Genomic DNA, 23,019 nt, shown 5'->3' with positions numbered 1-23,019 from the left:
CCGGGTGAGCGGCCGGGCTCAGGAGCGGTAGCCGATCCACAGTGAGCCCGAGCCGACCTCGGTATCCAGGGTGTTGGTGCTCGCCGCGTCGCCCAGGGCCGCGTCGATGTCGCTGTTGCCCGAGCCCGTCCGGCCGTTGATCCGGTAGTGGCTGCCCTTCGGCACAGACACGGTCACCCCGCCGGAGACGGTCCTCACCTTGACGTCCTGCGGTGCCGACGAGAAGGTCAGGTCCACCGCTCCCGAGGTGCTGGCCGCGTCCACCCGGTCCGAGGCGAGGTCCTCCCCCTCCACCTGTCCGGAGGTGGCGTGCGCGTAGACCGGTCCGGTCAGCCTGCGCAGTGTGATCGCCCCGGAGGTGCCGTCCAGCCGCACCTCGCCGGTGAGGTCCTTCACCTCGACCGCGCCCGAGGTCACCGAGCCGGAGACCGAGGTGCCGGTCGGCACCTCCAGCTCGATCGAGGCGCCGCAGTTGAAGAAGGGGAGGGAACGCCGACAGGTCACGCCGACGGTCATCGTGTCGCCGACGAAGTCGGCACGCACCTGCGGCTCGGAGACCGTCCAGTCGAGGTTCTTGCGCATGACGACCCGGTCCTCCGCACCCGCCTTGATCTTCACGGCCGCGCTGCTCGTCGAGAGCTGCAGCTTGTGAATGGAGGCGGTGTACGTCTGCTGCTCGGTCCGGTCCTGCCGGGCCACCGTGGCCAGGGCCTGTGCGCCGCCCATGACCACCACGAACACGACGGTGAGAACCCCGGTGAGCCGCCACGCCTTGGCGGCCCGGGCGCTCACGCGATCTCCAGGAAGCGCAGCACCGCCATCACCCGGCGGTGGTTGTCGTCGGCCGGCGGCAGGTCCAGCTTGGTGAAGATGGAGTTGATGTGCTTGGCCACCGCGCTGTCGCTGACCACCAGGGCGGCGGCTATGGCCGCGTTGGACCGGCCCTCCGCCATCAGCGCGAGGACGTCCCGCTCACGCGGGGTCAGCTTCTCCAGTGGGTCCTGCTTGCGACGCACCAGCAGCTGGGCGACGACCTCCGGGTCCAGCGCGGTGCCGCCCTCGGCGACCCGTTGCAGCGCGTCGAGGAAGTCGTCCACATTGGCCACCCGCTGCTTGAGCAGGTAGCCGACGCCGCTGGTGTTGGTAGCCAGCAGATCGGCGGCGTAGCGCTCCTCCACGAACTGGGAGAGCAGCAGCACGGCGACCTCCGGCCACTGCCGACGGATCACCATCGCGGCCTTGACGCCCTCGTCATGGAAGCCCGGGGGCATCCGGACGTCCGCGACCACCACGTCGGGGCGGTGCTCCTCGACCGCGGCCAGCAGTTCGTCGGCGTCCCCGACGGCGGCCACGACCTCGAAGCCCACCGCCTCCAAAACCTTGACCAGGCCGACCCTGAGCAGGACCGAGTCCTCGGCGATCACAGCGCGCACGGCAACTCCACGGTGATGGTGGTGGGACCCCCGAGGGGGCTGAGAACGGACAGCGTGCCGTCGACCGAGGCGGCGCGCTTGCGCAAACCGGTCAGCCCGGTGCCGCGCGAGGCGTCCGCACCGCCGACGCCGTCGTCGGTGACGACCAGGCGCAGCCTGCCGCCGGCAGTCCGCACGGACACGTCGACGGCGGAGGCGCGGGCATGCTTGGCGACGTTGGTGAGCGCCTCGGAGATGGTGAAGTAGGCGACCGCCTCGACGGTGGGGGCGATCCGCTCGGCCAGGTCCACGTCCAGCCGGACCGGCAACGGGGTGCGGGCGGCGACGCCGGACAGCGCCGCGTCCAGGCCTCGGTCCTCCAGCACGGCCGGGTGCAGACCGCGGACCAGGTCGCGCAGCTCGTCGATGGCCGCCTGCGCCTCCTCGTGCGCGGCGACGATCACCTCCATGGCGTCGGGCGGGCAGTCCTTGAGGGTGCGCCGGGCCAGGCCCAGGTTCATCGCCAGGGAGGTCAGGCGCTGCTGGGCGCCGTCGTGCAGGTCGCGCTCGATCCGGCGGCGCTCGGCGTCCACCGCGTCCACCAGGCCCGCCCGGGACTCGGCGATCTCCTCGACCCGGCGCTCCAGCGCCTCGGCGCGGTTGGGCCCGAGCAGGATCTGCGCCGAGCGGACCTCGAGCCAGGCGGTCAGCGTCGCCAGCCACGGCGTCACCACCAGCAGCAGCACGCCGATCACGGTGAGCGCCACGTCCAGGCCGGCCAGCTGGGCGCGCAGCCCGACTTCGAGCGGCATCAGCCAGATCCAGGCGTACAGGGTGGCCAGCGCCAGGGCGACGCCCCAGAGGTAGACGACGGCCAGCGCGCCGACCGCCAGGGCCGGACCCACCAGCAGGTGGTAGGTGATCTGACGCCAGCTCAGACCGATCCGCAGCCAGCGCAGCCGCACCGTCGCGGGCTTGCCGGGGGGCGGCACCTCCACTCCGTACAGGGCGCGCAACCGGCTGCGTTGGACACCGGTGAGCCAGCGCGTGCAGACCAGCACGACAGCGAGGACCGGGAACAGCAGCGACGATGTGGTGACGGCCCCCCAGACGGGAAGGGCCAGGGGTATCCCGGCGGCTATGAAGCGCGCGTCCCGCCAGGCCTCCGGCGACCACGGAGGGCGCCGCAGGCTCCTGGCGAGCGCTCGGCGCCACGTGGTGGAGGGGCTGAAGGACATGGCGGACAGCGTAGGACGTAGTGATCAAGAACCGCCATGAAGAGGGGTGCCGGGTGGGGGTGTATCTGGCTACACCCCCGATTCGGTGTGGAGCACCACCGACAAGCGGCCCCCGCCGCGGAAGGCTTGGGGCCATGACGAGCACCGCATCGCACTCCGCCACTCCGCCGCACGGGCGGCCCGTCCCCGGGGACCACGGGGGTGTTCCCGGGGGCGCGCTTCGCCCGGCGCCGGGGCCGGAGGGGACGCTGCCCACCGGGGCCGGGCCCTGGTCGGTCCGCAGCGTCGGTCCCGGCCGCGGCCGGGCCGCGCTGGAGCTGTACCAGCACGGCGAGTTGGCCGACGTCCTGGTCGCTGCCCGGCTCGCGCCGCAGCTGGTGCACGGCGCGCGGCGCAGCCCGTCCGCCGGGCGCGGTTCGCACGTGCTCGCCTGGGGGCTGCTGCCCGCCGACGGCGCGACTCCCTCGGTGGTGTTCACCGGCGGGTGGCGGCCGTTCCGTACGTTCCGGGCGGCGGCGGCCGAGGTGGTCACGGTGGCCGGGGTGTTCTGGCTTGCCTGGGCCGAGGGGCCGTACGACACGGTGCTGGTCGAGCACCCGGCGGGCGGCGGCGCCGAGCGGCTGGCGCTGCAGCGGGTGCGGGAGCGGCGGGTTCGGGTCCGGCGGGCGGCGGCGGTCGGGGGTGCGGCATGACCACGGCCGTCCTCCACGGCGCAGCGGCGTTCGCGCTGCCGGAGCGGTTCCGGCAGCTGCCCCGGCTGGCGGCCTTCGCCCTGCTGCCCTGGCTGATGCTGCTGGCCGTCAACCACGAGACGCCGTGGGTGGTGCTGGACCTCGCGGAGTTCGCCGCCCTGCTGTCGCTGGACGCGCTGCTGCGCCGGCGCAGTGCCGCCGCCCCCTGGCTGGGCGGGGCGGTGGCGCTGCTGCTGGCCGGGGACGCACTGGCCGACACCGCCTGCGCCGGGCCGGGGCACGCGGTGCTCGCCGCGCTGGTGATGGCGTGCTGTGTCGAACTGCCGCTGGCGGCGGTGTGCGTGCTGCTCGGGCGCGAGGCGATACGCGGCTGAGCGCCGGACAGCTTCCGACGCTTAACGCTGGGCCGGGAGCTCGTCCATCAGGACGCGGGTCTCGTCGTCCAGCGGGGTGTAGCTGATCAGGCGCGTGCCGAGCCGGGGACCGAGCCAGAAGTTGGTGTAGCTGCAGCGCAGCAGGCCCACGCCCGGCACCAGGAAGCGCTTGATCCCGTTGCCCGGCCCCATCACCTCGTGCCGCTGCCACTCCTCCTCGAAGTCCGGCGAGGCCTTTCGCAGCCGGGCCAGCAGCGCCTTCCAGGCCGGCTCGGCGGAGTGGTCGGCCATCGCGGCGCGGAACCGGGCCACCATGCCGATCCGTTCCGTCCGGTAGTCGATCAGCACCTCGCGGAAGCGCGAGGGGGTGAACGCCAGCCACATCAGGTTCCGCTCCTCGACGGGCAGTTCGCGGAGGTCGCCGACCAGCGCGGAGTACGGCGCGTTGTGCGCCAGGATGTCGTAGCGGGAGTTGACCACCGCGGCCGGGTACGGCGCCAGCTGATCCAGCACCAGGCGCACGCTCGGGGTCACCGAGGGGCACTCCGTCACCGGCGCCGGGTCCTCCGCGCCGGCCAGGGTGAACAGGTGCGCCCGCTCGCTCGGGTCCAGCAACAGCGCCCGGGCCACCGCGTCCAGCACCTGGGCGGACACCTGGATGTCCCGCCCCTGTTCCAGCCAGGTGTACCAGGTCACGCCGACGGCGGCCAGCTGCGCCACCTCCTCGCGGCGCAGCCCCGGCGTACGGCGGCGGCCGGTCATCGGCAGGCCCACCTGCTCGGGCGCGATGCGCTCGCGGCGGCTGCGCAGGAACGCCGCCAGGTCGTGTCGGCGGGCCTCGTCCGGGGTGCCGCGGTGCGGTCCGGCGACAGCGGGACGGGCTTGCGCGGCCGGGGTCATCAGGCTCATGCTCCCCAGCATGCGGCACGCCGCAGCCTGTTGCCAGGTACTTCTTATACCTGGATAACCACACTCTGGTACCAGGGTACGAAGCGGCGGATCGTATGACCCGTGACTCAACAACTCGCCGTCGCCCCGGCCCCGACCCGGACCGCCCCCGTAGCCGCTCCCCACACCCCCACCCTCGGCACCGCCGGACTGGTCACCGTCCTGCTCGGCGCGTTCCTGCCGATGCTCGACTTCTTCATCGTCAACGTCGCCCTGCCCACCATCGACAAGGACCTGGCCGCCGGACCCGCCGTCCTGGAACTCGTCGCCGCCGGCTACGGCATCGCCTTCGCCGTCCTGCTCGTCCTCGGCGGGCGGCTCGGCGACATCTTCGGCCGCCGCCGGCTCTTCGTCGTCGGTGCCGCCACCTTCGCCCTCACGTCGCTGGCCTGCGGCCTCGCCCCCGACGCCTGGTCCCTGGTCGCCGCCCGGGCCGCCCAGGGCGCCTCGGCCGCGCTGCTGATCCCGCAGGTGCTCGGCACCATCACCGCCGCCACCGACGGCGCCCGGCGAGGCCGCGCGCTCAGCGTCTACGGCGCGGTCGGCGGCATCTCCGTGGTGATCGGGCAGGTGCTCGGCGGGATGCTGGTCGCCGCCGACGTGTTCGGCACCGGCTGGCGCTCGGTCTTCCTGCTGAACGTGCCGTTCGCGCTGCTCGCCGTCGTCCTCGCCGTCCGGTACGTGCCGGAGAGCCGGGCCACCCAGGCCGCCGCGGTGGACGTGCCCGGCACCGCCCTGCTCACCGCGACCCTGCTCTCGCTGCTCGTCCCGCTGATGGAGGGCCGGGCGGCCGGCTGGCCGCTCTGGTCCTGGGTGCTGCTCGCCCTGTTCCCGGTGTTCGCGACCGCCTTCGCCCTGGTCGAGCGCCGCGCCGAACAGCGCGGGGCCGTCCCGCTGGTGCCGCCCACCCTGCTGCGGATCCCCGAGATGCGGCGCGGACTCGGCATCGCCGTCCCCTACTTCGCGGGCTTCGGCGGCTTCATGTTCGTCATCGCGGTCGCCCTCCAGCAGGGCCTCCAGCTCGGCGTGGTCGCGGCCGGCTGGGCGCTCGTCCCGATGGCCGTCGGCTACTTCACCGCCTCGCTCTCCGGCCCGCGGCTGATCGGGCGCTGGGGCAGCCGGGTGCTCAGCGCCGGCGCCGTCATCCAGGCCGTCGGTCTCACCACCATCGCGCTGACCGTCCTCGCCGACGCGGACCACTTCTCCCCGCTGCGGATGGCACCCGGCGTCGCCCTCGCGGGCATCGGCCAGGGCCTGATCGGCACCCCGCTGTTCCGGGTCGTCCTCTCCAAGGTGCCCGCCGCCCGGGCCGGCGTCGGCAGCGGCGTCCTCGCCACCAGCCAGCAGTCGAGTCTCGCCCTCGGCGTCGCCACCCTCGGCACCCTCTACCTCTCCCTCTCCCCCAGCCTCGGCATGGGCCGCGCGCTCGCCCTGTGCCTGGGCATCCAGTTGCTCGGCTCCTTCACCGTGCTGTACCTGACCACCCGCCTGCCCCGCTCCATCGGCTGAGCCCCAGGGGCCACGGGCCCAGGGCGACGGCGTACGGCCCCGCGACCGGTTCCTCCGGTCGCGGGGCCGCTTCCTTCCGTGTCCCCTTCTCCACGCGTGCAGCCCGTCGAGCCAGCGGCCGACCGGCTTCCCGGGAGGGGATGACGCTCATGAGGGTGAAATCGACGCACACTGCTCACGGTCGCCGCACGGTCCGCCCTACCGTGAGTCGTATGACAGCCAGAGTTCCCATCCGGCAGCTCCAGCAGCACGCCAGCGAATTGATCGACCGGGTCGCGGCCGGGGAGCGTGTCGAGATCACCCGAAACGGGCGGCTGATCGCCGTGCTCTCGCCACCCGACCCCGAGCAGCGGGTGCTGGAGGACCTCGTGCGCGACGGCACCATCGACCCGGAGAACGCCGCCACCGCGCGTGGACTGGCCGACTGGACCCCGCCCACGGTCGACGTCCGGCTCCCGTCCGCCAGCGAGGCCCTGCACAGGATGCGCGAGGAAGAAGACCGTTGATCTACCTCGACTCCTGCGCGCTCCTCAAGCTCCTGGTTACGGAAACCGAGTCCGCCGCGCTCCGCACGTTCCTCTCGTCGCACGGCTCCGAGGGACATGCGACCAGTGCCCTGGCCCAGGTCGAAGTCCCGCGCGCGCTCATCCGGGTCGGCGCGCCGCAGCAGGTGCTGGATGCCGCGGCGGACCTACTGGACCGCGTGCTCCGCGTCCGCCTGTCCGACCCGGTCCTTCGGGCCGCCAGCCGCTTCCCCACCCGGCACCCGCGCACGCTCGACGCCATTCACCTCGCCAGTGCCGAGCACCTGGAACACGCGCTCACCGCCTTCGTCACCTACGACAAGCGCCTCGCCGAAGCGGCCGACGAACGCGACCTGCCGGTCACCGCGCCGGGCTGGGTGCCGGGCGCCGAGCCCGGCGGAAGTCCCGCATAGCAACCATCAGCCCGGTGTCGGCCCGTCGCCGGGCGCCAGCGAGCCGATGAAGCCATCCAGTCGTGCGACGACCTCGCGCAGGGTGTCGACCGAGCCGACCGGGTCGTGGGGCAGTTCGAGGCCGTGGTCGGCGGCGGGGAGTTCGAGGACCTGGTGGCCGGTCGAGTCGGCGACGGTGCGGCTCCACAGGTCGTCGGCGCTGCCGCCGATGAGGAGGGTAGGGGCGCAGGCCCGGTGGAGGGCGCGGGTCACGTGGTCGAGGGTCAGTACGGGGGTCAGCCAGGCGGCCGCGAGGTTCCGGTCGGCGGCGAGCCCGGCGGCGAAGCTGCCCAGTGACTTACCGACCAGCAGTCGGCAGGCGCCGTGTTCGGCGTCGACCGCTTCGGCGACCTGCCGTTCGACCCAGTCGATCCGGTCGTCCGTCGTGAACTCGCGGAAGGCGTCCGGAACATGCCACCACAGTTCCTGGACCGTCCAGCCGTGCCGCTGGAGCACGGAGCCGGCGAAGTGCAGCAGCGGGCGGGCGGGCGAGTAGCCGGCGCCGGGGATGACCAGGGCGACCCGGTCGGGGTCGCCGTCCAGACGGGTGGGAAGACCGAGGGCGGCAGGAGAGGACATGAGCGCAGGCTACCCGCCGAACTGCCCTGCACCGGAGGGCGCTTGGCACTTCACGCCCGACCGGCCCCGGGCAGGGCCGGCTGGGAGCGGGTGGCGGCCACCGCGAGGGTGCCGGCCAGGGCGATCGAGGCGAAGACCGCCAGCGCCCCGGTGGTACCGACCGCGCCGGCCAGTGCGCCGCCCAGCAACGCTCCCACCGGCACCACCAGCTGGCCGATCGAGCGGGACAGTCCGAGCACCCTCCCCAACTGCTCTGGCGGGGACAGGCGTTGCTGGAGGGTCACCCAACTGACGCTCCAGACCGTCGCGCAGAACCCGAACACCAGCTGGTAGGTGATCAGCACCGGGAGCGCGGCCCCGAGCGAAGCCAGCGGGATCAGGAACAGGGCGCCGGCGGCGAGCGGACCGAAGAGCGGGATCACCCTGGTCAGGCCGACGCGCCGGACGACCCGCTTCGCGGTGAACACCGCCGTCACCGCGGCGATGCTGTAGACGGCCTGGGTCAGCCCGAGTTCACCGGGGCCCAGGTCCACGACCTGGTAGGCGAAGTAGACGAAGAGGCCGCCGAGCCCGGCCCCGCCGAGGTTGAGGGCGGCCGCGGCGACGGCGAGCCGGGCCAGCAGCGGCTGGTCGCGCAGGACGTCGATCCCCTCCCGCAGCGAATCGGCGATCCCGGGACGCGCCGCCGCCCGCTCCGGCTCCTCGTCCCGCCGGAGCCGGGGGAGGCTCATGGCCAGCGCGGACAGCCCGTAGCTCACCGCGTCCGCCACCATCGCGGTGGCCGCGCCCACCGCCTGCACCAGCGCGGCCGCCAGCCCCGGCCCGGCGATCTGACCGGCCGAACGGGCCCCGGCCAGCTTGGCGTTGACCGCCACCAGGCCGTCCCGGGGCACGAAGTCGGCCACCACGGTCGGCACCGCGATGGCGGTGACCCCGCCCAGCGCACCGGAGACGGCCGCGACCGCATAGAGCTGGACCAGGGTCAACGCGCCGACGGCATGGGCCAGCGGGACGGTGGCGACCAGCAGCAGCTGGACGACGTCCACCGCGATCAGCAGCCGCCGACGGGAGGCGACCCGGTCGACCAGCACCCCGGCGAACGGCCCGGTCAGCCCCTGGATCCCGTACTCCAGGGCGAAGACCAGCGAGGCCGCCAGCGGTCCGGCGTCCAGCAGGAGGATCGCCAGCGTGGGCAGCGCCAGCGCCGTGACCTGGGTGCCCGCCACGCCGACGCCCTGGGAGAACATCAGGGCGGCCACGGCCCCGCGGGAGGAGGGAGCGGTGACCTCGGATGCGGCTCCCGGGCTGTCATCTGCCATGCGCCTCAAGCTACTTCATTCCGTCGAGGTGCGGCGGCCCTTACCGCGCCACGCTGGTTCGTGCAATGATCAGGCCCGGAGGGGAAGGGGATTCCATGGGCTTCGTTCTCGTGTTCCTGGTCGCGCTGGTGGCCACCGTCGTCGGCACCACCCTGTTCCTGGTGCGGCGGGAGCGGGCCCGCCGGCACTGGGCGGGCGAGATCGAGGGCCTGTCGGTCGAGCAGCACCGGACCGCCCAGGCCGCCCAGATGCGCAGCACCTACACCAGCGTGGCCGTCCACAACGGCCACGGCCTGTTCACCGACGACCTGCACAAGCACCACCCCTGAGGGCGCCCGGGGGCGGACGGAAACCCGGTGCACCGGCCAGCCTCCCCGCGCGACACTACCCGTATGACCTCCGAAGCCGTCCGGACACCGCAGCAGCGGGCCCTCGACCACGTGGCCGCGCTGTCCTCGGGCCCGCCCGTCGATCCGACCCTGCGGGTGACCCTCAACTTCCACCCGGACCGCTCCTCCCACGGCAGGCCGATCCTGGACGCCCTCGCCGAGGGCGGCGTCTACCTCTCCCAGTTCGCCACCGGCACGAGCAACGGCGGCCTGACCGCCCACCCCGGCGGGGACCGGTGGCGGTGGGAGAGTCGGATCTTCGACCGCGCCTACGACGAAGCCGCGCCCGCCGAACGGCCCGCCTACGGGGCGCTGGACTACCGCCGCAAGCCGGTCGGCGCCGCGCCGCGCTTCGGCTCCGCCCACTTCCGGCTCGCCGCCCACGCGCTGGAGCGCACCACCTTCTGCTACCCGGACAGCTTCCTGGAGCCGGAGGACTTCGGCACCGCGGACCGCATGCGGCTGGTCGAACTCGCCCTGGCCGGCCGCCAGGACGCCCTCGACGACTACATCGAGGCGCAGGTCCACGGCCCGGTCCGGCTCGCCCGGGACATCGAGGCCCTGGTGCTGGACCCGTGCTACCGGGGCACGGCCGTCGAGGAGTCGGCCCGCCGCCTCCCCTGCCCGGTGGAGTGGCACCCCGGATTCCGGCTCACCGTCCAGGAGCTCCGTCGGCACCCCGGCTACCGCGGGCAGGAGTTCGTCGACCTGGGTACGCAGATCGCCGTGGACGGCCTGCTCGATCCGCGCATCGTCGGCGCCGCCGCCGAGACCGGCCGGCACGACCCGCAGGCGGTCAAGAAGGTGTGGCACTACCTCGCCCGCTTCGGCGCACCCGCGGCGAACGCCACCGTGGCGGGCTGAGCGACCTTCACGGCCGGAGGGGTCCCGACACCCCCGGCGCCACCAGCGCTCCCAGCGCCGCCGGCCGCACCGCGCCCGCGGCGGTCGAGCCGAGCAGCAGGGCGGACAGGTCGTGCGGCGGCGCCGGTTCCCCGGTCGGGGCCGCCGCCGTGATGCGGTCAAGCCGGAAGCCCCGGCCGGCCTGCCGGGTGCGGCACCAGGCGATCAGGTACCACTTGCCGTCGGCGGTGAGCAGCCCGGCCGGTTCGACCAGCCGGTCGCTCTCCCGCCCGACCGCGTCCAGGTAGGACAGCCGCAGCACCGTGCTCTCGGTGAGGGCCCGCTCGACGGCCGTGCGGACCGACTCGGCGGAGCGGGCCGGCAGCGCGACGATCCGGGCGGCGAGGTCCCGGGCCGCCGTGGAGGCGGGGCCGCTCATCGAGGCCGTGATCTTCTGCGAGGCCGTACGGGCCGCCCCGGCGTACGGGGCGGAGGCGTCGGCCGCCGCCAGCGCGGTGACCAGGGCGGAGGCCTCTTCGGGGGTGAAGCGGATCGGCGGGAGGGTCATCGCCGGGTCGATCGACCAGCCGCCGCCGCGCCCGGTGATGGTGCGCACCGGAACGCCCGCCGTCATCAGCGCCTGGAGGTCGCGCTGTACGGTGCGAGTGCTCACCTCGAAGCGGGCGGCGAGCGCGGCGACCGTCAGGGGCCGGGGCGCCGCCGCGCGCAGCTCCTCCACCAGTGCGTAGAGCCGGGGGGTGCGATCCATGCGGCCGACGCTACCGTCCTGCGGCCGCCAGGAAGTCCCGCTCCCGCCGGTGCTCGCGCTCGGTGACGGCCAGCGGGAACAGGGTGAAGCCGTGCATCGCGCCGGCCACCACGTCGAGTCGGACGGGCGCACCGGTCGCCCGCCACCGCTGGGCGAGGAAGCGCGAGTCGTCCAGCAACGGGTCCTCAGTGCCGACGACCATCCGGGCCGGCGGCAGGCCGGTCAGGTCGGCGTACAGCGGGGAGACCTCCGGGTCGCGGCGCTGCTCGGGGGTCATATCGGGCGTGAACAGCTCGTAACTCCCCTTGAGCGACTCGGAGTTGCTCAGCAGCCGTCGCGAGCCGAACAGCCGCTGACTGGGCGTCATCGACAGGTCGTACGGACCGAAGGCCAGGTGGGCGGCCCGGAACGCGCCGGTGAGGCCGTGCCGGTCGCGCAGGCGGAGCAGAGTCAGGACGGTGAGGTGGGCGCCGGCCGACTCGCCGCCGATCAGCAGCCGCCGGGTGCCGAACTCGGCCTCGGCGTGCTCCACCAGCCAGCGGGCGGCCGCCTCGCAGTCGTCGGGCCCGGCGGGGAAGGGGTGCTCGGGCGCCAGGCGGTAGTCCACGCTGACCACGGCCAGCCGGGCGTCGGTGGCCAGGCGCCACAGCTTCTCGTCCTGCCCGCCCGCCGAGCCGAAGGCCCAGCCGCCACCGTGGATGTGCAGGTACACGCCGTCGACGTGCTCGGGAACGAAGATCCGGACCGTGACCCCGCCCGGCAGGCCGCGGTCGCGGCCCTGCGGCAGCCGCACCGGGGGCGTGTCGCCGCCGAGGCGGTTGGTCCGCAGGTGTTCGAGTGTCGCGGGGTCCAGGGTCCGCCCGCGTGGCGGGCGGAGCGCGGCGGCGGCCTCGAACTGCTCGTTGAAGGCCAGGGTCTCGGTGAGGCAGTCCTCGTCGGTGATCGTCATGAGCCGATCCTGACGTCCGTCCGCGACAGCCCAGTGTCACCCTTTTCCAGTGACCCGTGTCACACTCCCCAGGGCTCGGCGCCGCCCGCGCCGCGGCGGCACGTGGGTGATCGAGCCCCGGGACGCCGTCGGCCCGACGGCCACGTCCGTCCAGGTCGGGCCGGCAGGCGGTCATCGCCCGGCCCCCGCCGGACCCGGCACGGTTCTCGGCGGCTCCCCAGGAGGGCGGACGGCGGGCCGGCCCGACGGTTCGCTGCCCCGTCCGCCGGCTCCGGACCAGTCCGCCGTTGCTGAAATCCGGTGGTCCGACCGTCGTACGGCGTCCGAGAATCGCCGGATGACCCACGACGATCAGATCGACTGGGGGCGCCTGCGCGCGGCCCGACGGGCGTGCACCCGCCTGCTCTCCGGCAGCCGCCCCCTCACCATCCACGAGCGGCTCACCGCCCTCACCGCCGCGGTCGAGCCGGACGTCCGCCCCGACTTCTACGGCGACGGCGGCCCGGTCGGCGAGCTGGAGGAGCGCACCGCCGCGCTCCTCGGCACGGAGGACGCGGTCCTCTTCCCCACCGGCACCATGGCCCAGCAGGTGGCCCTGCGCTACCACGCCGAGCGGGCCGGCAACCGGGCCGTCGCCCTGCACCCGCTCAGCCACATCGAGCGGCACGAGCGCCACGCCCACACCCAGCTCACCGGCCTGCGCGGCCTCTGGCCCACCACCGAACAGCGCCAGCCGACGCCGGAGGAACTCCGAGCCCTCGGCGAGCCCTTCGGCACCCTGGTGGTCGAACTCCCCCTGCGGGACCCGGGCTACATCCTCCCCACCTGGGACGAGCTGACCGAACTCACCGCCGCGGCCCGGGAATCCGGTGCCCGGGTGCACTTCGACGGCGCCCGGCTCTGGAACACCACGGCCCACTTCGGCAAACGGCTCGACGAGATCGCCGCGCTCGCCGACAGCGTCTACGTCTCCTTCTACAAGGACCTCGGCGGCATCAGCGGCGCCGCCCTGGCCGGGAACAAGGCCCTCACCGCCTACGCCCGCACCTGGCGCCACCGCTACGGCGGACAGCTCTACCAGCAGTGGCCTGCCGCCCTCTCCGCACTCTCCGGGCTGGACACCGAACTCCCCCGGCTCGCCGGCTACACCGCCCACGCCGCGACGCTCGTACCCGCCCTGGCCGCCCTCCCCGGCGCCCGCGTCCACCCGGCCGCGCCACCCACCCACGAGTTCCAGCTCTGGCTGCCGCACTCCGCGAAAACCCTGAACGCCGCCGCCCTCGCCCTCGCCGAGCAGGAGAAGACCTGGTTCCTGGATTGGACCGACGCCGCCCCCGGCCTCGCCATGGCCGAGGTGAGCCTGGAAGGGCCGGCGCAGGACTGGACACCGCAGGAGGTCACCGAAGTCGGACTCCGCCTGCTGGAGTTGGTCGCGGCCGGGAGCGGAGGCCCCGCCGCCCGGCAGGCCTGAGCGGCGACATCACCGGGACCCCACCGGCAAAGGGTTGGCAGGCGCCCGACCCTTTGTGTCAGAATGACGATTATGAGCAAGCAGCATGTGGGGGACCTCGCCGACGTCCGTGACCGCGAGGAACTGGCGGCCCTGATGGCCGCCGGGGCGCGGCCGAAGTGGGTGATGTTCTGGGGGCACACCGTTCGCAAGGGCGGTGCGGTGCGGCACGAGTGCCTGAGCCAGTGGTGGCCCGGGCGGTTCACCGTCGACGGGGTGACGTATGCCTCCGCCGAGCACTGGATGATGGCCGGGAAGGCCCGGATGTTCGGGGACGAGGCCGTCGAGCAGCGGGTGCTGGAGGCCCGTACGCCCGCCGAGGCGAAGAAGCTGGGCCGACTGGTCAAGGGCTTCGACGAGAAGACCTGGACGGCGGGCCGGTTCGACCTGGTGGTCGAGGGGAACGTCGCGAAGTTCGGCCAGGACGAGGCCCTGCGGGAGTACCTGCTGAGCACCGGCGGTCGCGTCCTGGTCGAGGCCAGCCCGCTGGACCGGATCTGGGGCATCGGGCTCGCCGCGGACGACATCCGGGCCGAACGCCCGCTGGAGTGGCGGGGGTTGAACCTGCTGGGCTTCGCACTGATGGAGGCGCGGGCGCGGCTGGCCGACTGAGGCCGGTCGCCACGCCCCCGGCCCGCGCCTCCGGCCCCACCCCCCGGCCCGCACCACGGGGCGACCCTCCCCCGGAGCCCGACCGGCGCACTTCGCGCAACGGCCGCCCCCCGCACGCTCCTTGACATCACTCGGGTAGGACTGGTCGCGCTCCCGTAACTCCTTCGCCACATTCCGACGCCAGGATGGCCCGCAGTCAGGGTTCAGATGGACAGGTTGGGGCGATCATGCGCATGCGGTCGACGGAAGAATCCGCAGGCCAGCAGCCGGAGGGCGAGCAACGGGCCGCCGAACTCCGGGCAGAGTTGGACGAGTTGCTCAGCGCGAGCCGCTACGCGGGCCAGCGCGAACGGCGGCTGAACGAGGCGATACGGGCGGCCCCGGGCCGCCGGCGCCCGGACGGCGACCTGCTGCGGCAGCTCGCCCAGGCCCGCACCCTCCGCGAGGGCCTGGGCGCACGCTGCCTCCAACTGAGCGACGAACTCCATGAGTTGGAGTCCCACCTGAGACAGCGGCAACACCCGCAGCCCACTCGGCCCCCGCAACCGCCGCTCCCCCCGGAGCCGCAGCCCCGCCCGGCCCCGACGCCACCGCCGCCGACCCGGCCCGACCTCGGCGCCCTCAGCGAGCGGATCACCGGCCTTCACCGGCGCGGCGCCTCCCCCGAGGCCGAGGAGCTGCTGAACCAGGCCGCCGCCCGCCTCGCCCCCGCCGACACGGCGCTCCTGGTCGGGATGCTCTCCCGGCGCGGCCCGACGGGCGCCTCGCTCCGCCTGGCCCGCACCGCCGCCGGTGGCGCCCCGGAGCACGCGGTCGCCGTACTGGCGGAGCTGCGCGAACTGGGCCTGGCCGAGGAGGCCGCCGAGCTGTTCCACGCGTTCCGGACCTACCCGGCATCCGCCGTCCCCGCTCTGCTCGCCGCCCTGGAGCGGGCCGGGCAGCACGCCGACTGCGCCACCCTGCTCTGGGAGTGGGGCTCGGCCCCGACACCGGAGCTGACCTCCCTCGCCGCCCGCCTCCAGCAGCACGGCCGCCCCGCCGACGTCCGGACCCTGCTGCGCCAGGCCGCCGGGCGCCCCACCGCCGACCTCGCCGGCCTCGCCACGGAGCTGCCGCCCGCGCTCGCCACCCTGCTGCTGCACGAGCTGGCCACCCTGCGCCCGACGGTCGAACTGGTGCGCCTGGCCGCCGCACTGGACGGCCGCCCGGACCTCTACGGGCAGCTGCTGGCCGCCCTGCTCGCCGACGACTGCCGCCACCGCACCACCCTGGCCGCACTGCGCAGCGCCGGCCTGCCGACCGCCCTGCCGGGCGCCCAGCGCTCCCGCTGGGGCCGCCGGTAGCGCTCCGCACAAGCAGAAGCCCCCGCCCGCCCCCCACGAAGGAGGACGGCCGGGGGCTCCCCGGGGTACGGCCTCAGCAGCCGATCAGACGGGCCGCCAGATAGCCCTTCACCTGGTCCAGCGACACGCGCTCCTGCGACATGGTGTCGCGGTCGCGGACGGTCACCGCGTTGTCCTCGAGGGTGTCGAAGTCGACCGTGACGCAGAACGGGGTGCCGATCTCGTCCTGGCGGCGGTAGCGCTTGCCGATCGCGCCGGCGTCGTCGAACTCGACGTTCCACGCGGTGCGCAGGTCGGCGGCCAGGCCGCGGGCCTTCGGGGAGAGGTCCGCGTTGCGCGACAGCGGCAGCACCGCGACCTTGACCGGGGCCAGGCGCGGGTCGAGCCGCATGCCGACGCGCTTCTCCATGACGCCCTTGGCGTTCGGCGCCTCGTCCTCGAAGTAGGCGTCGATCAGGAAGGCCAGCATGGCGCGGTTGAGGCCGGCCGCCGGCTCGATGACGTACGGGAAGTACCGCTCGCCGCTCTCCTGGTCGAAGTACTTGAGGTCCTGGCCGGAGGCCTCGCTGTGCACCCGCAGGTCGTAGTCGGTGCGGTTGGCGACGCCCTCCAGCTCCGAGAACTCGCTGCCACCGAAGTTGAAGCGGTACTCGATGTCCACCGTGCGCTTGGCGTAGTGGGAGAGCTTCTCCTTCGGGTGCTCGAAGAAGCGCATGTTCTCGGTGCGCAGGCCGAGGTCGACGTACCAGTCCCAGCGCTGCTGGAGCCAGTACTCGTGCCACTGCTCGTCCTCGCCCGGCTTGACGAAGAACTCCATCTCCATCTGCTCGAACTCGCGGGTGCGGAAGATGAAGTTGCCGGGGGTGATCTCGTTGCGGAAGCTCTTGCCGGTCTGGGCGATGCCGAACGGCGGCTTCTTGCGCGAAGTGGTCTGGACGGCCCTGAAGTTGGTGAAGATGCCCTGGGCGGTCTCCGGGCGCAGGTACGCCAGGCCGGCGGCCTCCTCGGTGACGCCGAGGTGGGTCTTCAGCATGCCCGAGAAGTCCTTGGGCTCGGTGAACTGGCCCTTGGTGCCGCAGTCGGGGCAGTTGACGTCCTTGAGGCCGTTCGGCGGCGGGAAGCCGTGCTTGGCCTCGTACTTCTCCTCGAGGTGGTCGGCCCGGTGGCGCTTGTGGCAGGACATGCACTCGGTCAGCGGGTCGTTGAAGGTGGCGACGTGGCCGGAGGCCTCCCAGACCTCGCGGGCCAGGATCACCGACGAGTCGAGTCCGACGACGTCCTCACGGGCCTGGACCATCGCGCGCCACCACTGGCGCTTGATGTTCTCCTTGAGCTCGACACCCAGCGGTCCGTAGTCCCAGGCGGCACGCGTGCCGCCGTAGATCTCGCTGCAGGGGTAGACGAAGCCACGGCGCTTGCTCAGGCTGACGATCGTGTCGATCTTGTCGGCGGCCACAGTGCTCTCTTCAGTACGTACGGCACGGTCAGGGCACGGCTGGTTGCGCGTACCCGAATACCTCAGGTTACCGGCCAGACGGGTACGGGGTTCAAATCGGTATCGTCCGGCACCCTCCAGCCATGGCCACCTCCCGTTCACCCATCCGAGTGATTTGACAATCATTTCCAATTCAGATGAGAATGATTGTCATGATGATCGGACTGCCTGGACGCCGGACCCGCACCACCATCGCCCTGACCGCCACCGCCCTCGCGGCCTCGCTGGCCCTCACGGCCTGCGGCGGGAGCAGCAGCGCCAAGGGCACGGACGGCAAGCTGAACGTCGTCGCCTCCTTCTACCCGATGGAGTTCCTGGCCCAGCAGATCGGCAGGGACCACGTCTCGGTCACCGACCTCACCGCACCCGGCGTCGAGCCGCACGACCTGGAGCTCACCGCCAAGCAGGTCGCCGGCGTCCAGAAGGCCGACGCGATCCTCTACCTCAAGGGCCTGCAGCCCACCGTCGACCAGGCCGTCGACCAGTCGTCCGCCAGGACGAAGATCGACGCCACCGCCGCCAGCCCGCTGGTCGACCACCACCTCGACGAGGGCGCCGAGGGCGGCGACACCCACCAGGGCAAGGGCCCGGCCGGCGACCCGCACATCTGGCTCGACCCGGCCCGCTACGCCGCGATCGCCAAGGGCGTCGGCGACGGCTTCGCCAAGGCCGACCCCGCCCACGCCGAGGACTACAGGAAGAACACCGACGAGCTGGTCACCCGGCTCACCGCCCTGGACCAGGAGTTCCAGGCCGGACTGAAGGACGCCAGGACCAGGACCTTCGTCACCAGCCACGCCGCCTTCGGCTACCTCGCCGACCACTACGGCCTCACCCAGGTCGCCATCAACGGCGTCGACCCGGAGTCCGAGCCCACCCCGGCCCGCCTCGCCGAGGTGCAGAAGGCCGCCAAGGACAACGGCGTCACCACGATCTTCTTCGAGACCCTGGTCAGCCCCAAGCTCGCCGACACCGTCGCCAAGGACCTCGGCCTCAAGACCGCCGTCCTGGACCCGCTGGAGGGCGTCAAGGACCCCTCCAAGGACGACTACCTCACCGTCATGAAGCAGAACCTGGCCAACCTCCGGGCCGCCCTCGGCGCACCGAGCACCACCCCCACCCCCGCGAGCTGACGGGACACCACCATGACCGACCCGATACCCCCGGCCGTCCGCCTCCGTGACGCCGTCGCCTCGCGCGGCGGTCGGCCGGTGCTGCGCGGCGTCGACCTCACCGTCCGACCGGGCGAGGTCGTCGCCCTGCTCGGCGCCAACGGCTCCGGCAAGTCGACCACCGTCAAGGCCGTGATCGGCTCCGTGCCGCTGGAGCAGGGCACCCTGGAGCTGTTCGGCACCCCGTACGGCTCCTTCCGCGCCTGGCACCGGATCGGCTACGTCCCGCAGCGCACCACCGCCGCCTCCGGCGTCCCTGCCACCGTGCGCGAGGTGGTCTCCACCGGACGGCTGGCGCAGCACCGGCTGCTGCCCTTCCGCCGCCGGGACCGCGCCGCGGTGGACCGCGCACTGGACGCCGTCGGCATGCTGGACCGGGCCGGGGACGGCGTCGCCGACCTGTCCGGCGGCCAGCAGCAGCGGGTGCTGATCGCCCGGGCCCTGGTCGGCACGCCCGACCTGCTGATCATGGACGAGCCGATGGCCGGCGTGGACGCCGCCAGCCAGCAGGTGCTCGCCGACACCCTGCGCAGCGAGGTCGGGCGCGGCGCCTCCGTCCTCCTCGTCCTGCACGAACTCGGGCCGCTGGAGCCGCTGATCGACCGCGCCGTGGTGCTGCGGGACGGCTGCGTCGCGCACGACGGCCCGCCCGTGCCCAACACCGGCCTGCACGCACTGCCCGGCCACGACCACGTCCACCCGCACGCCGACCTCACCCCACCGAGGCTGCTCGCATGACCGAGATGCTCTCCTACGACTTCATGCAGCGGGCCCTGCTCGCCGCCGTGCTGGTCGGGATCACCGCCCCCGCCGTCGGCATCTACCTGGTGCAGCGCCGCCAGGCCCTGATGGGCGACGGCATGGGCCACGTCGCGATGACCGGCGTCGGCCTCGGCTTCGTCTTCCGGACCAGCCCGGTCTGGATGGCCGTGCTGGTCTGCGTGCTCGGCGCGATCACCATGGAACTGGTCCGCTCGCGCGGCAACCAGCGCGGCGACATCGCCCTCGCGATGCTCTTCTACGGCGGCATGGCCTGCGGCAAGCTGCTGGTCTCGGTGTCCGCCCAGGCCGGGGCCGGCTCCCTGGAGAGCTACCTGTGGGGCTCGATCCTCACCGTCGCCCCCGAGGACCTGGTCACCATCGCGGTGCTCGGCGCGGTGGTCATCGCGGTGGCGGTCGGCCTGCGCCGCCAGCTCTTCGCGATCTGCCAGGACGAGGACTTCGCCCGGGTCACCGGCGTGCCGGTGCGCACGCTCAACCTGCTGCTCGCCGTGATGGCCGCGGTCACCGTCACCGTCGCCATGCGGGTGGTGGGGCTGCTGCTGGTCAGTGCCCTGATGGTGGTCCCGGTGGTCGCCGCCCAGCAGCTCACCCGCTCCTTCGCCGCCACCCAGGCCGCCTCGATCGCGCTCGGCGTGGTGGTCTCGCTGGCCGGCGTCACCGGCTCCTACCAGCTCAACGTGCCCTCCGGCCCGGCCATCGTGCTGCTCGCCATCGCGGTCTTCGCGGTGTTCAGCGTGATCGCCGGCCCGCTCGCCCGCCGCCGCCACCGCCGCGGCGGCACCGAGCCGGGGCCGCAGGTCTGCGACGTCCGGATCCCGGGGCCGGGCCGAAGCCGAAACCCCGGCCAAGCCCCGGAAAAGACTTCCTCCGACACGACCACCCCGGAGCGGCGGGCCGGGCTGGCACAATGAGGTGCGTGACGCCCACGACCCCAGGAGGACCCACGGTGACCACCGCAGGCCCGTCGCCGCGCGCCCGCTCGACCCGGCAGCGTGCCGCCGTCTCGGCGGCCCTGGACGAGATCGCGGACTTCCGCAGCGCGCAGGAGCTCCACGACCTGCTCAAGCACCGCGGGGACTCCGTCGGTCTGACCACGGTCTACCGCACCCTGCAGTCGCTCGCCGACGCCGGTGAGGTGGACGTGCTCCGCACCGCCGACGGCGAGGCCGTCTACCGCCGGTGCAGCAGCGGGCACCACCACCACCTGGTCTGCCGGCACTGCGGTGCCACCGTCGAGGTCGAGGGCCCGGCGGTCGAGCGCTGGGCCAACGCGGTCGCCGCCGAGCACGGGTTCAGTGACATCGCCCACACCCTGGAGATCTTCGGCACCTGCGCGGACTGCGCGAAGAAGGACTGAAGCCCGTACCGGGGCAGCCGGTACGGGCGAACGGAAGGGGCCCGCAGGAATCGTTCCTGCGGGCCCCTTTCCCGCGCCCGGGGGTGTCGGCTTTCCCGCGCCCGGGGCGCGTCAGCGCTGGGAGGGCAGCACGCCCGGCGCGGGGAGCTCGTTGGGGATCGCCCCGCCGAAGCGGCGGTCGCGCATCGCGAACAGCTCGCAGGCGCGCCACAGGTCGCGGCGGTCGAAGTCCGGCCAGAGCACGTCCTGGAACACGAACTCGGCGTACGCGGACTGCCAGAGCAGGAAGTTGGAGGTGCGCTGCTCGCCGCTGGGGCGCAGGAACAGGTCCACGTCCGGCATGTCCGGGTGGTACATGTAGCGGGCGAGGGTCTTCTCGTTGACCTTCTTCGGGTCCAGCTTCCCGGCCGCGACGTCCCGCGCGATCGCCTGTGCGGCGTCGGCGAGTTCGGCCCGTCCGCCGTAGTTGACGCACATGTAGAGCGTCACCGCGTCGTTGCCCTTGGTCTGCTCCTCGGCGACCTGCAGCTCCTGGACGACGCTCTTCCACAGCTTGGGCATCCGGCCCGCCCAGCGGATCCGCACGCCCATCGCGTCCATCTCGTCCCGGCGGCGGGCGATGACGTCCCGGTTGAAGTTCATCAGGAACTTCACCTCGTCGGGCGAACGCTTCCAGTTCTCGGTGGAGAACGCGTACAGCGAGATGTTCTTGACGCCGAGCTCGATCGCGCCCTTGAGCACGTCCAGCACGACGGACTCCCCCACCTTGTGGCCCTCGGTGCGCGGCAGTCCGCGCTCCTTGGCCCAGCGGCCGTTGCCGTCCATCACGATGGCGACGTGCTCGGGCACCAGCTCGCCGGGGATCTTCGGCGGCTGTGCGCCGCTGGGGTGCGGGGTCGGGGGAACGTAGTTCCGCTGCTTGCCGCCGCCGAAGAGCCGTCGCGCTGCCATGTGCTCACTTCTCCACGTATCTCATCGAGCGGATGCCCCGCTCCAGGTGCCACTGCAGATAGGCCGCGACCAGGCCGCTGCCCTCCCGCCAGTACCGCGGCTCGCAGGCGTCGGCCGTCCGCCAGTCCCCTGACAGCAGCGCCCCGAGCAGTACCAGTGTCTCAGGGGAGGGTACGGCACATCCGGGCACTCGGCAGTCCGGGCACAGCACGCCCCCTGCGGGGAGCGAGAAGAAACGGTTCGGCCCTTCCAGGCCGCACTTGGCGCAATCGGTGAAGCTCGCGCCGTAGCCGTTCACCGCGAGCGAGCGCAGCAGGAAGGCGTCCAGTACGAGGTGCGACTCGTGCAGCCCGGCCGCCAGCGTGCGCAGCCCGCCCACCAGCAGCAGGTACTGCTGGACGGCCGGCTCGCCCTCGTTCTCGGCGAAGCGCTCGGCCGTCTCCAGCATCGCCGTTCCGGCGGTGTAGCGCCCGTAGTCGGTGACGATCGAACCGCCGTACGGGGCGATGGTCTCCACCTGGGTGCACAGCGGCAGCCCGCGGCCGACCAGCTCGCTCCCCCGGCTGAAGAACTGCACGTCGACGTGCGAGAACGGCTCCAGGCGGGCGCCGAACTTGGACTTGGTCTTCCGCACCCCGCGCGCCACCGCGCGCACCTTGCCGTGCTGGCGGGTCAGCAGGGTGATGATCCGATCGGCCTCGCCGAGCTTCTGCGCCCGCAACACGACGCCGTCGTCCCGGAAAAGACTCATGGGAACCATTGTCCCCCCAGACACGGACAGCCACGGACGGCCATGGGCAGCCGCGGACGGCGCCGGACAGCCGTGTTGCCCGCACCGGGGCCGTGGGGGAGGACCACTGCGGTGCGGGTCACGGCGGGCCCGGAGGGGGGGCGGACCCGTTTGTGGGGGATGCGGAAGGTCTACGGGCGCCCGGGCGCCGGGTCCTACAGGTTCTCGTACGGCGCCCTGGTCGCCGCCTCCAGCAGCGCCGGCACCTGGCTCTTCGGCAGGTCCAGACAGCTCCCGACCGCGGCCAGCGCGTCGCGCTCCTGCGGCAGGTAGCGCCCGTCCGCCAGGGCGATCGCGGCGCCCTGCAGCAGCAGCCGCTCCCGGCCCTGCTGGGCCAGGTGCGGGGCGAGCGGTTCGAGCACCGCGTGCAGTTCCACGGCCAGGCCGCCGGCCTCCCCCAGCCGTTGGCCGAAAGGTGCCCCCAGTTCGTGGGCGTCGTGGAGCTCTCCGCCGAGCCCGGACAGCGCGGCCAGCGCGGCCAGCACCTGGGCCTCGCCGCAGTCCTCGAACCCGGCCTCGCGCACCACCGTGCAGGCCGCCTCGCGGGCCGCCCGGTGGGCGGTGCCGCCGGCCGCGAGCAGGGCCAGCGCGATGGTGTACTGGGCGTCCCGCAGCATCGCGCCGAGGCGCACGCTGGTGGGCTGCTCCAGCGCTTCGACGCCGTAGCGCCCGTGGCAGCTGGTGCACTGCACGCTGCCGATCACCGGCCCGAGCGGGAGGAGGGGCGTGCCCAGCAGCCGCAGCCACCGCCGGCCGTGCTGCCGCCGGTAGTTGCGGTCCCCGCCGCAGCCCGGGCAGAAGAAGTCACCGAGAACGTCAGTCCGCCACTTCGGGCGAACACCCCACAACCTGGTCACGGCGCCACTCCCCAGACATGGCAGGCGGCCTGCACAACTATGGGCAGGTCACGCGACCGGACACCGAGCCGTCCCACCGACCCCGGCTTTCCGGTGGATCGATGTTGCCATGGTTACCGGCACGTGTCAGTACCTCGAACGGCTTCCGATCC

26 protein-coding genes are annotated in these 23,019 nt (G+C 73.2%); 14 read left to right on the top strand and 12 right to left on the bottom strand.

All coding sequences use genetic code 11. The features are described 5' to 3' along the window. Positions 1–18 precede the first annotated feature (18 nt). From HS99_RS33515 to HS99_RS33505, 3 genes are read right to left on the bottom strand one after another with little or no spacing between them, the layout of a single operon-like run. Entirely contained in the window at positions 19–792 is a 774-nt protein-coding gene (locus HS99_RS33515; protein ID WP_050366800.1) for a DUF4097 family beta strand repeat-containing protein, read from the bottom strand. Beyond that, positions 789–1,433 (bottom strand): response regulator, encoded by a 645-nt coding sequence (locus HS99_RS33510; RefSeq protein WP_030553459.1) that lies wholly within the window; start codon positions 1,431–1,433, stop codon positions 789–791. The genes HS99_RS33515 and HS99_RS33510 overlap by 4 nt, the downstream gene beginning before the upstream one ends. After that, the gene (locus HS99_RS33505) at positions 1,421–2,650 is read right to left on the bottom strand and encodes a sensor histidine kinase (protein WP_030553461.1); all 1,230 of its coding nucleotides are present in this window, start codon (positions 2,648–2,650) and stop codon (positions 1,421–1,423) included. The genes HS99_RS33510 and HS99_RS33505 overlap by 13 nt, the downstream gene beginning before the upstream one ends. Before the next feature lie 134 nt (positions 2,651–2,784). On the opposite strand from HS99_RS33505, the gene HS99_RS33500 reads away from it, so the two are divergent. Both HS99_RS33500 and HS99_RS33495 read left to right on the top strand, forming a co-directional pair. Next, a complete protein-coding gene (locus HS99_RS33500; RefSeq protein ID WP_030553463.1) occupies positions 2,785–3,342 on the top strand; it encodes a hypothetical protein in 558 nt (185 codons plus the stop codon). Continuing rightward, positions 3,339–3,716 (top strand): hypothetical protein, encoded by a 378-nt coding sequence (locus HS99_RS33495; RefSeq protein ID WP_043388503.1) that lies wholly within the window; start codon positions 3,339–3,341, stop codon positions 3,714–3,716. The genes HS99_RS33500 and HS99_RS33495 overlap by 4 nt, the downstream gene beginning before the upstream one ends. 21 nt (positions 3,717–3,737) lie before the next feature. Here the strand turns inward: HS99_RS33495 and HS99_RS33490 are convergent, their stop codons facing one another. After that, entirely contained in the window at positions 3,738–4,616 is an 879-nt protein-coding gene (locus HS99_RS33490; protein ID WP_030287644.1) for a helix-turn-helix transcriptional regulator, read from the bottom strand. A gap of 111 nt (positions 4,617–4,727) precedes the next feature. Between HS99_RS33490 and HS99_RS33485 the strand changes: the two genes are divergently transcribed. The 3 genes from HS99_RS33485 to HS99_RS33475 all read left to right on the top strand — a co-directional run bounded on the left by HS99_RS33485 (position 4,728) and on the right by HS99_RS33475 (position 7,110). Beyond that, positions 4,728–6,173, top strand: a complete 1,446-nt coding sequence (locus tag HS99_RS33485) for an MFS transporter (RefSeq protein WP_033348963.1) — start codon at positions 4,728–4,730, stop codon at positions 6,171–6,173. Positions 6,174–6,385: 212 nt separating this feature from the next. After that, positions 6,386–6,679 (top strand): type II toxin-antitoxin system Phd/YefM family antitoxin, encoded by a 294-nt coding sequence (locus HS99_RS33480; RefSeq protein WP_030597929.1) that lies wholly within the window; start codon positions 6,386–6,388, stop codon positions 6,677–6,679. Next, positions 6,676–7,110, top strand: a complete 435-nt coding sequence (locus tag HS99_RS33475; protein WP_030553467.1) for a type II toxin-antitoxin system VapC family toxin — start codon at positions 6,676–6,678, stop codon at positions 7,108–7,110. The genes HS99_RS33480 and HS99_RS33475 overlap by 4 nt, the downstream gene beginning before the upstream one ends. Before the next feature lie 6 nt (positions 7,111–7,116). Here HS99_RS33475 and HS99_RS33470 read toward each other — a convergent pair whose 3' ends face one another. Beyond that, positions 7,117–7,728 (bottom strand): alpha/beta fold hydrolase, encoded by a 612-nt coding sequence (locus tag HS99_RS33470; protein ID WP_030553469.1) that lies wholly within the window; start codon positions 7,726–7,728, stop codon positions 7,117–7,119. A gap of 50 nt (positions 7,729–7,778) precedes the next feature. Further along, positions 7,779–9,047, bottom strand: a complete 1,269-nt coding sequence (locus HS99_RS33465; protein ID WP_050366798.1) for an MFS transporter — start codon at positions 9,045–9,047, stop codon at positions 7,779–7,781. A 95-nt stretch (positions 9,048–9,142) separates the two neighbouring features. Here HS99_RS33465 and HS99_RS33460 point away from each other — a divergent pair, with 95 nt between their 5' ends. Both HS99_RS33460 and HS99_RS33455 read left to right on the top strand, forming a co-directional pair. Further along, positions 9,143–9,376 carry a hypothetical protein gene (locus HS99_RS33460; protein ID WP_030287651.1) on the top strand — a complete coding sequence of 78 codons (234 nt, stop codon included), beginning with the start codon at positions 9,143–9,145 and terminating at the stop codon, positions 9,374–9,376. 63 nt (positions 9,377–9,439) lie between these two features. After that, a complete protein-coding gene (locus HS99_RS33455; RefSeq protein WP_030553473.1) occupies positions 9,440–10,300 on the top strand; it encodes a DUF3626 domain-containing protein in 861 nt (286 codons plus the stop codon). A gap of 7 nt (positions 10,301–10,307) precedes the next feature. Here HS99_RS33455 and HS99_RS33450 read toward each other — a convergent pair whose 3' ends face one another. Then, positions 10,308–11,048, bottom strand: coding sequence for a helix-turn-helix transcriptional regulator (locus HS99_RS33450; RefSeq protein WP_030287655.1), 741 nt, complete (start codon positions 11,046–11,048; stop codon positions 10,308–10,310). A 10-nt stretch (positions 11,049–11,058) separates the two neighbouring features. Then, entirely contained in the window at positions 11,059–11,997 is a 939-nt protein-coding gene (locus HS99_RS33445; RefSeq protein ID WP_030553475.1) for an alpha/beta hydrolase, read from the bottom strand. Between the two features lie 337 nt (positions 11,998–12,334). On the opposite strand from HS99_RS33445, the gene HS99_RS33440 reads away from it, so the two are divergent. The 3 genes from HS99_RS33440 to HS99_RS45435 all read left to right on the top strand — a co-directional run bounded on the left by HS99_RS33440 (position 12,335) and on the right by HS99_RS45435 (position 15,462). Then, positions 12,335–13,468 (top strand): threonine aldolase family protein, encoded by a 1,134-nt coding sequence (locus tag HS99_RS33440; protein WP_030597927.1) that lies wholly within the window; start codon positions 12,335–12,337, stop codon positions 13,466–13,468. 72 nt (positions 13,469–13,540) lie between these two features. Beyond that, on the top strand, positions 13,541–14,119 hold the full coding sequence (ybiA, locus tag HS99_RS33435) for a riboflavin biosynthesis intermediates N-glycosidase (RefSeq protein WP_030553477.1): 579 nt from the start codon (positions 13,541–13,543) through the stop codon (positions 14,117–14,119). Between the two features lie 233 nt (positions 14,120–14,352). After that, complete coding sequence (locus tag HS99_RS45435; RefSeq protein ID WP_157846579.1) at positions 14,353–15,462, top strand: hypothetical protein; 1,110 nt, start codon at positions 14,353–14,355, stop codon at positions 15,460–15,462. 73 nt (positions 15,463–15,535) lie between these two features. Here the strand turns inward: HS99_RS45435 and HS99_RS33425 are convergent, their stop codons facing one another. Next, positions 15,536–16,918, bottom strand: coding sequence for a glycine--tRNA ligase (locus HS99_RS33425; RefSeq protein ID WP_030290785.1), 1,383 nt, complete (start codon positions 16,916–16,918; stop codon positions 15,536–15,538). A 191-nt stretch (positions 16,919–17,109) separates the two neighbouring features. On the opposite strand from HS99_RS33425, the gene HS99_RS42890 reads away from it, so the two are divergent. The 4 genes from HS99_RS42890 to HS99_RS33405 are packed head-to-tail and all read left to right on the top strand — an operon-like array spanning position 17,110 to position 20,269. Next, positions 17,110–18,090, top strand: a complete 981-nt coding sequence (locus HS99_RS42890; RefSeq protein WP_223886073.1) for a metal ABC transporter substrate-binding protein — start codon at positions 17,110–17,112, stop codon at positions 18,088–18,090. Positions 18,091–18,102: 12 nt separating this feature from the next. After that, complete coding sequence (locus HS99_RS42885) at positions 18,103–18,867, top strand: metal ABC transporter ATP-binding protein (protein ID WP_030290783.1); 765 nt, start codon at positions 18,103–18,105, stop codon at positions 18,865–18,867. Further along, positions 18,864–19,823 (top strand): metal ABC transporter permease, encoded by a 960-nt coding sequence (locus HS99_RS33410; protein ID WP_078938994.1) that lies wholly within the window; start codon positions 18,864–18,866, stop codon positions 19,821–19,823. Before HS99_RS42885 ends, HS99_RS33410 begins: the two co-directional genes overlap by 4 nt. 35 nt (positions 19,824–19,858) lie before the next feature. Next, complete coding sequence (locus HS99_RS33405; RefSeq protein WP_030290780.1) at positions 19,859–20,269, top strand: Fur family transcriptional regulator; 411 nt, start codon at positions 19,859–19,861, stop codon at positions 20,267–20,269. A gap of 111 nt (positions 20,270–20,380) precedes the next feature. Here HS99_RS33405 and HS99_RS33400 read toward each other — a convergent pair whose 3' ends face one another. From HS99_RS33400 to HS99_RS33390, 3 genes are all read right to left on the bottom strand, one after another. After that, the gene (locus tag HS99_RS33400) at positions 20,381–21,220 is read right to left on the bottom strand and encodes an isoprenyl transferase (RefSeq protein ID WP_030290779.1); all 840 of its coding nucleotides are present in this window, start codon (positions 21,218–21,220) and stop codon (positions 20,381–20,383) included. Positions 21,221–21,224: 4 nt separating this feature from the next. Next, positions 21,225–21,971, bottom strand: coding sequence for a DNA repair protein RecO (gene recO, locus HS99_RS33395; protein WP_030290777.1), 747 nt, complete (start codon positions 21,969–21,971; stop codon positions 21,225–21,227). 194 nt (positions 21,972–22,165) lie between these two features. After that, positions 22,166–22,867: a TerB family tellurite resistance protein gene (locus HS99_RS33390; protein ID WP_078867760.1), complete on the bottom strand. Its 702-nt coding sequence runs from the start codon at positions 22,865–22,867 to the stop codon at positions 22,166–22,168. Between the last annotated feature and the right edge of the window lie 152 nt (positions 22,868–23,019).

It is taken from the genome of Kitasatospora aureofaciens (assembly GCF_001188955.3).
Lineage (GTDB): Bacteria > Actinomycetota > Actinomycetes > Streptomycetales > Streptomycetaceae > Kitasatospora > Kitasatospora aureofaciens.
Note: the sequence above shows the minus strand (reverse complement) of the source record. Positions and strands in the feature narration are given on the sequence as shown.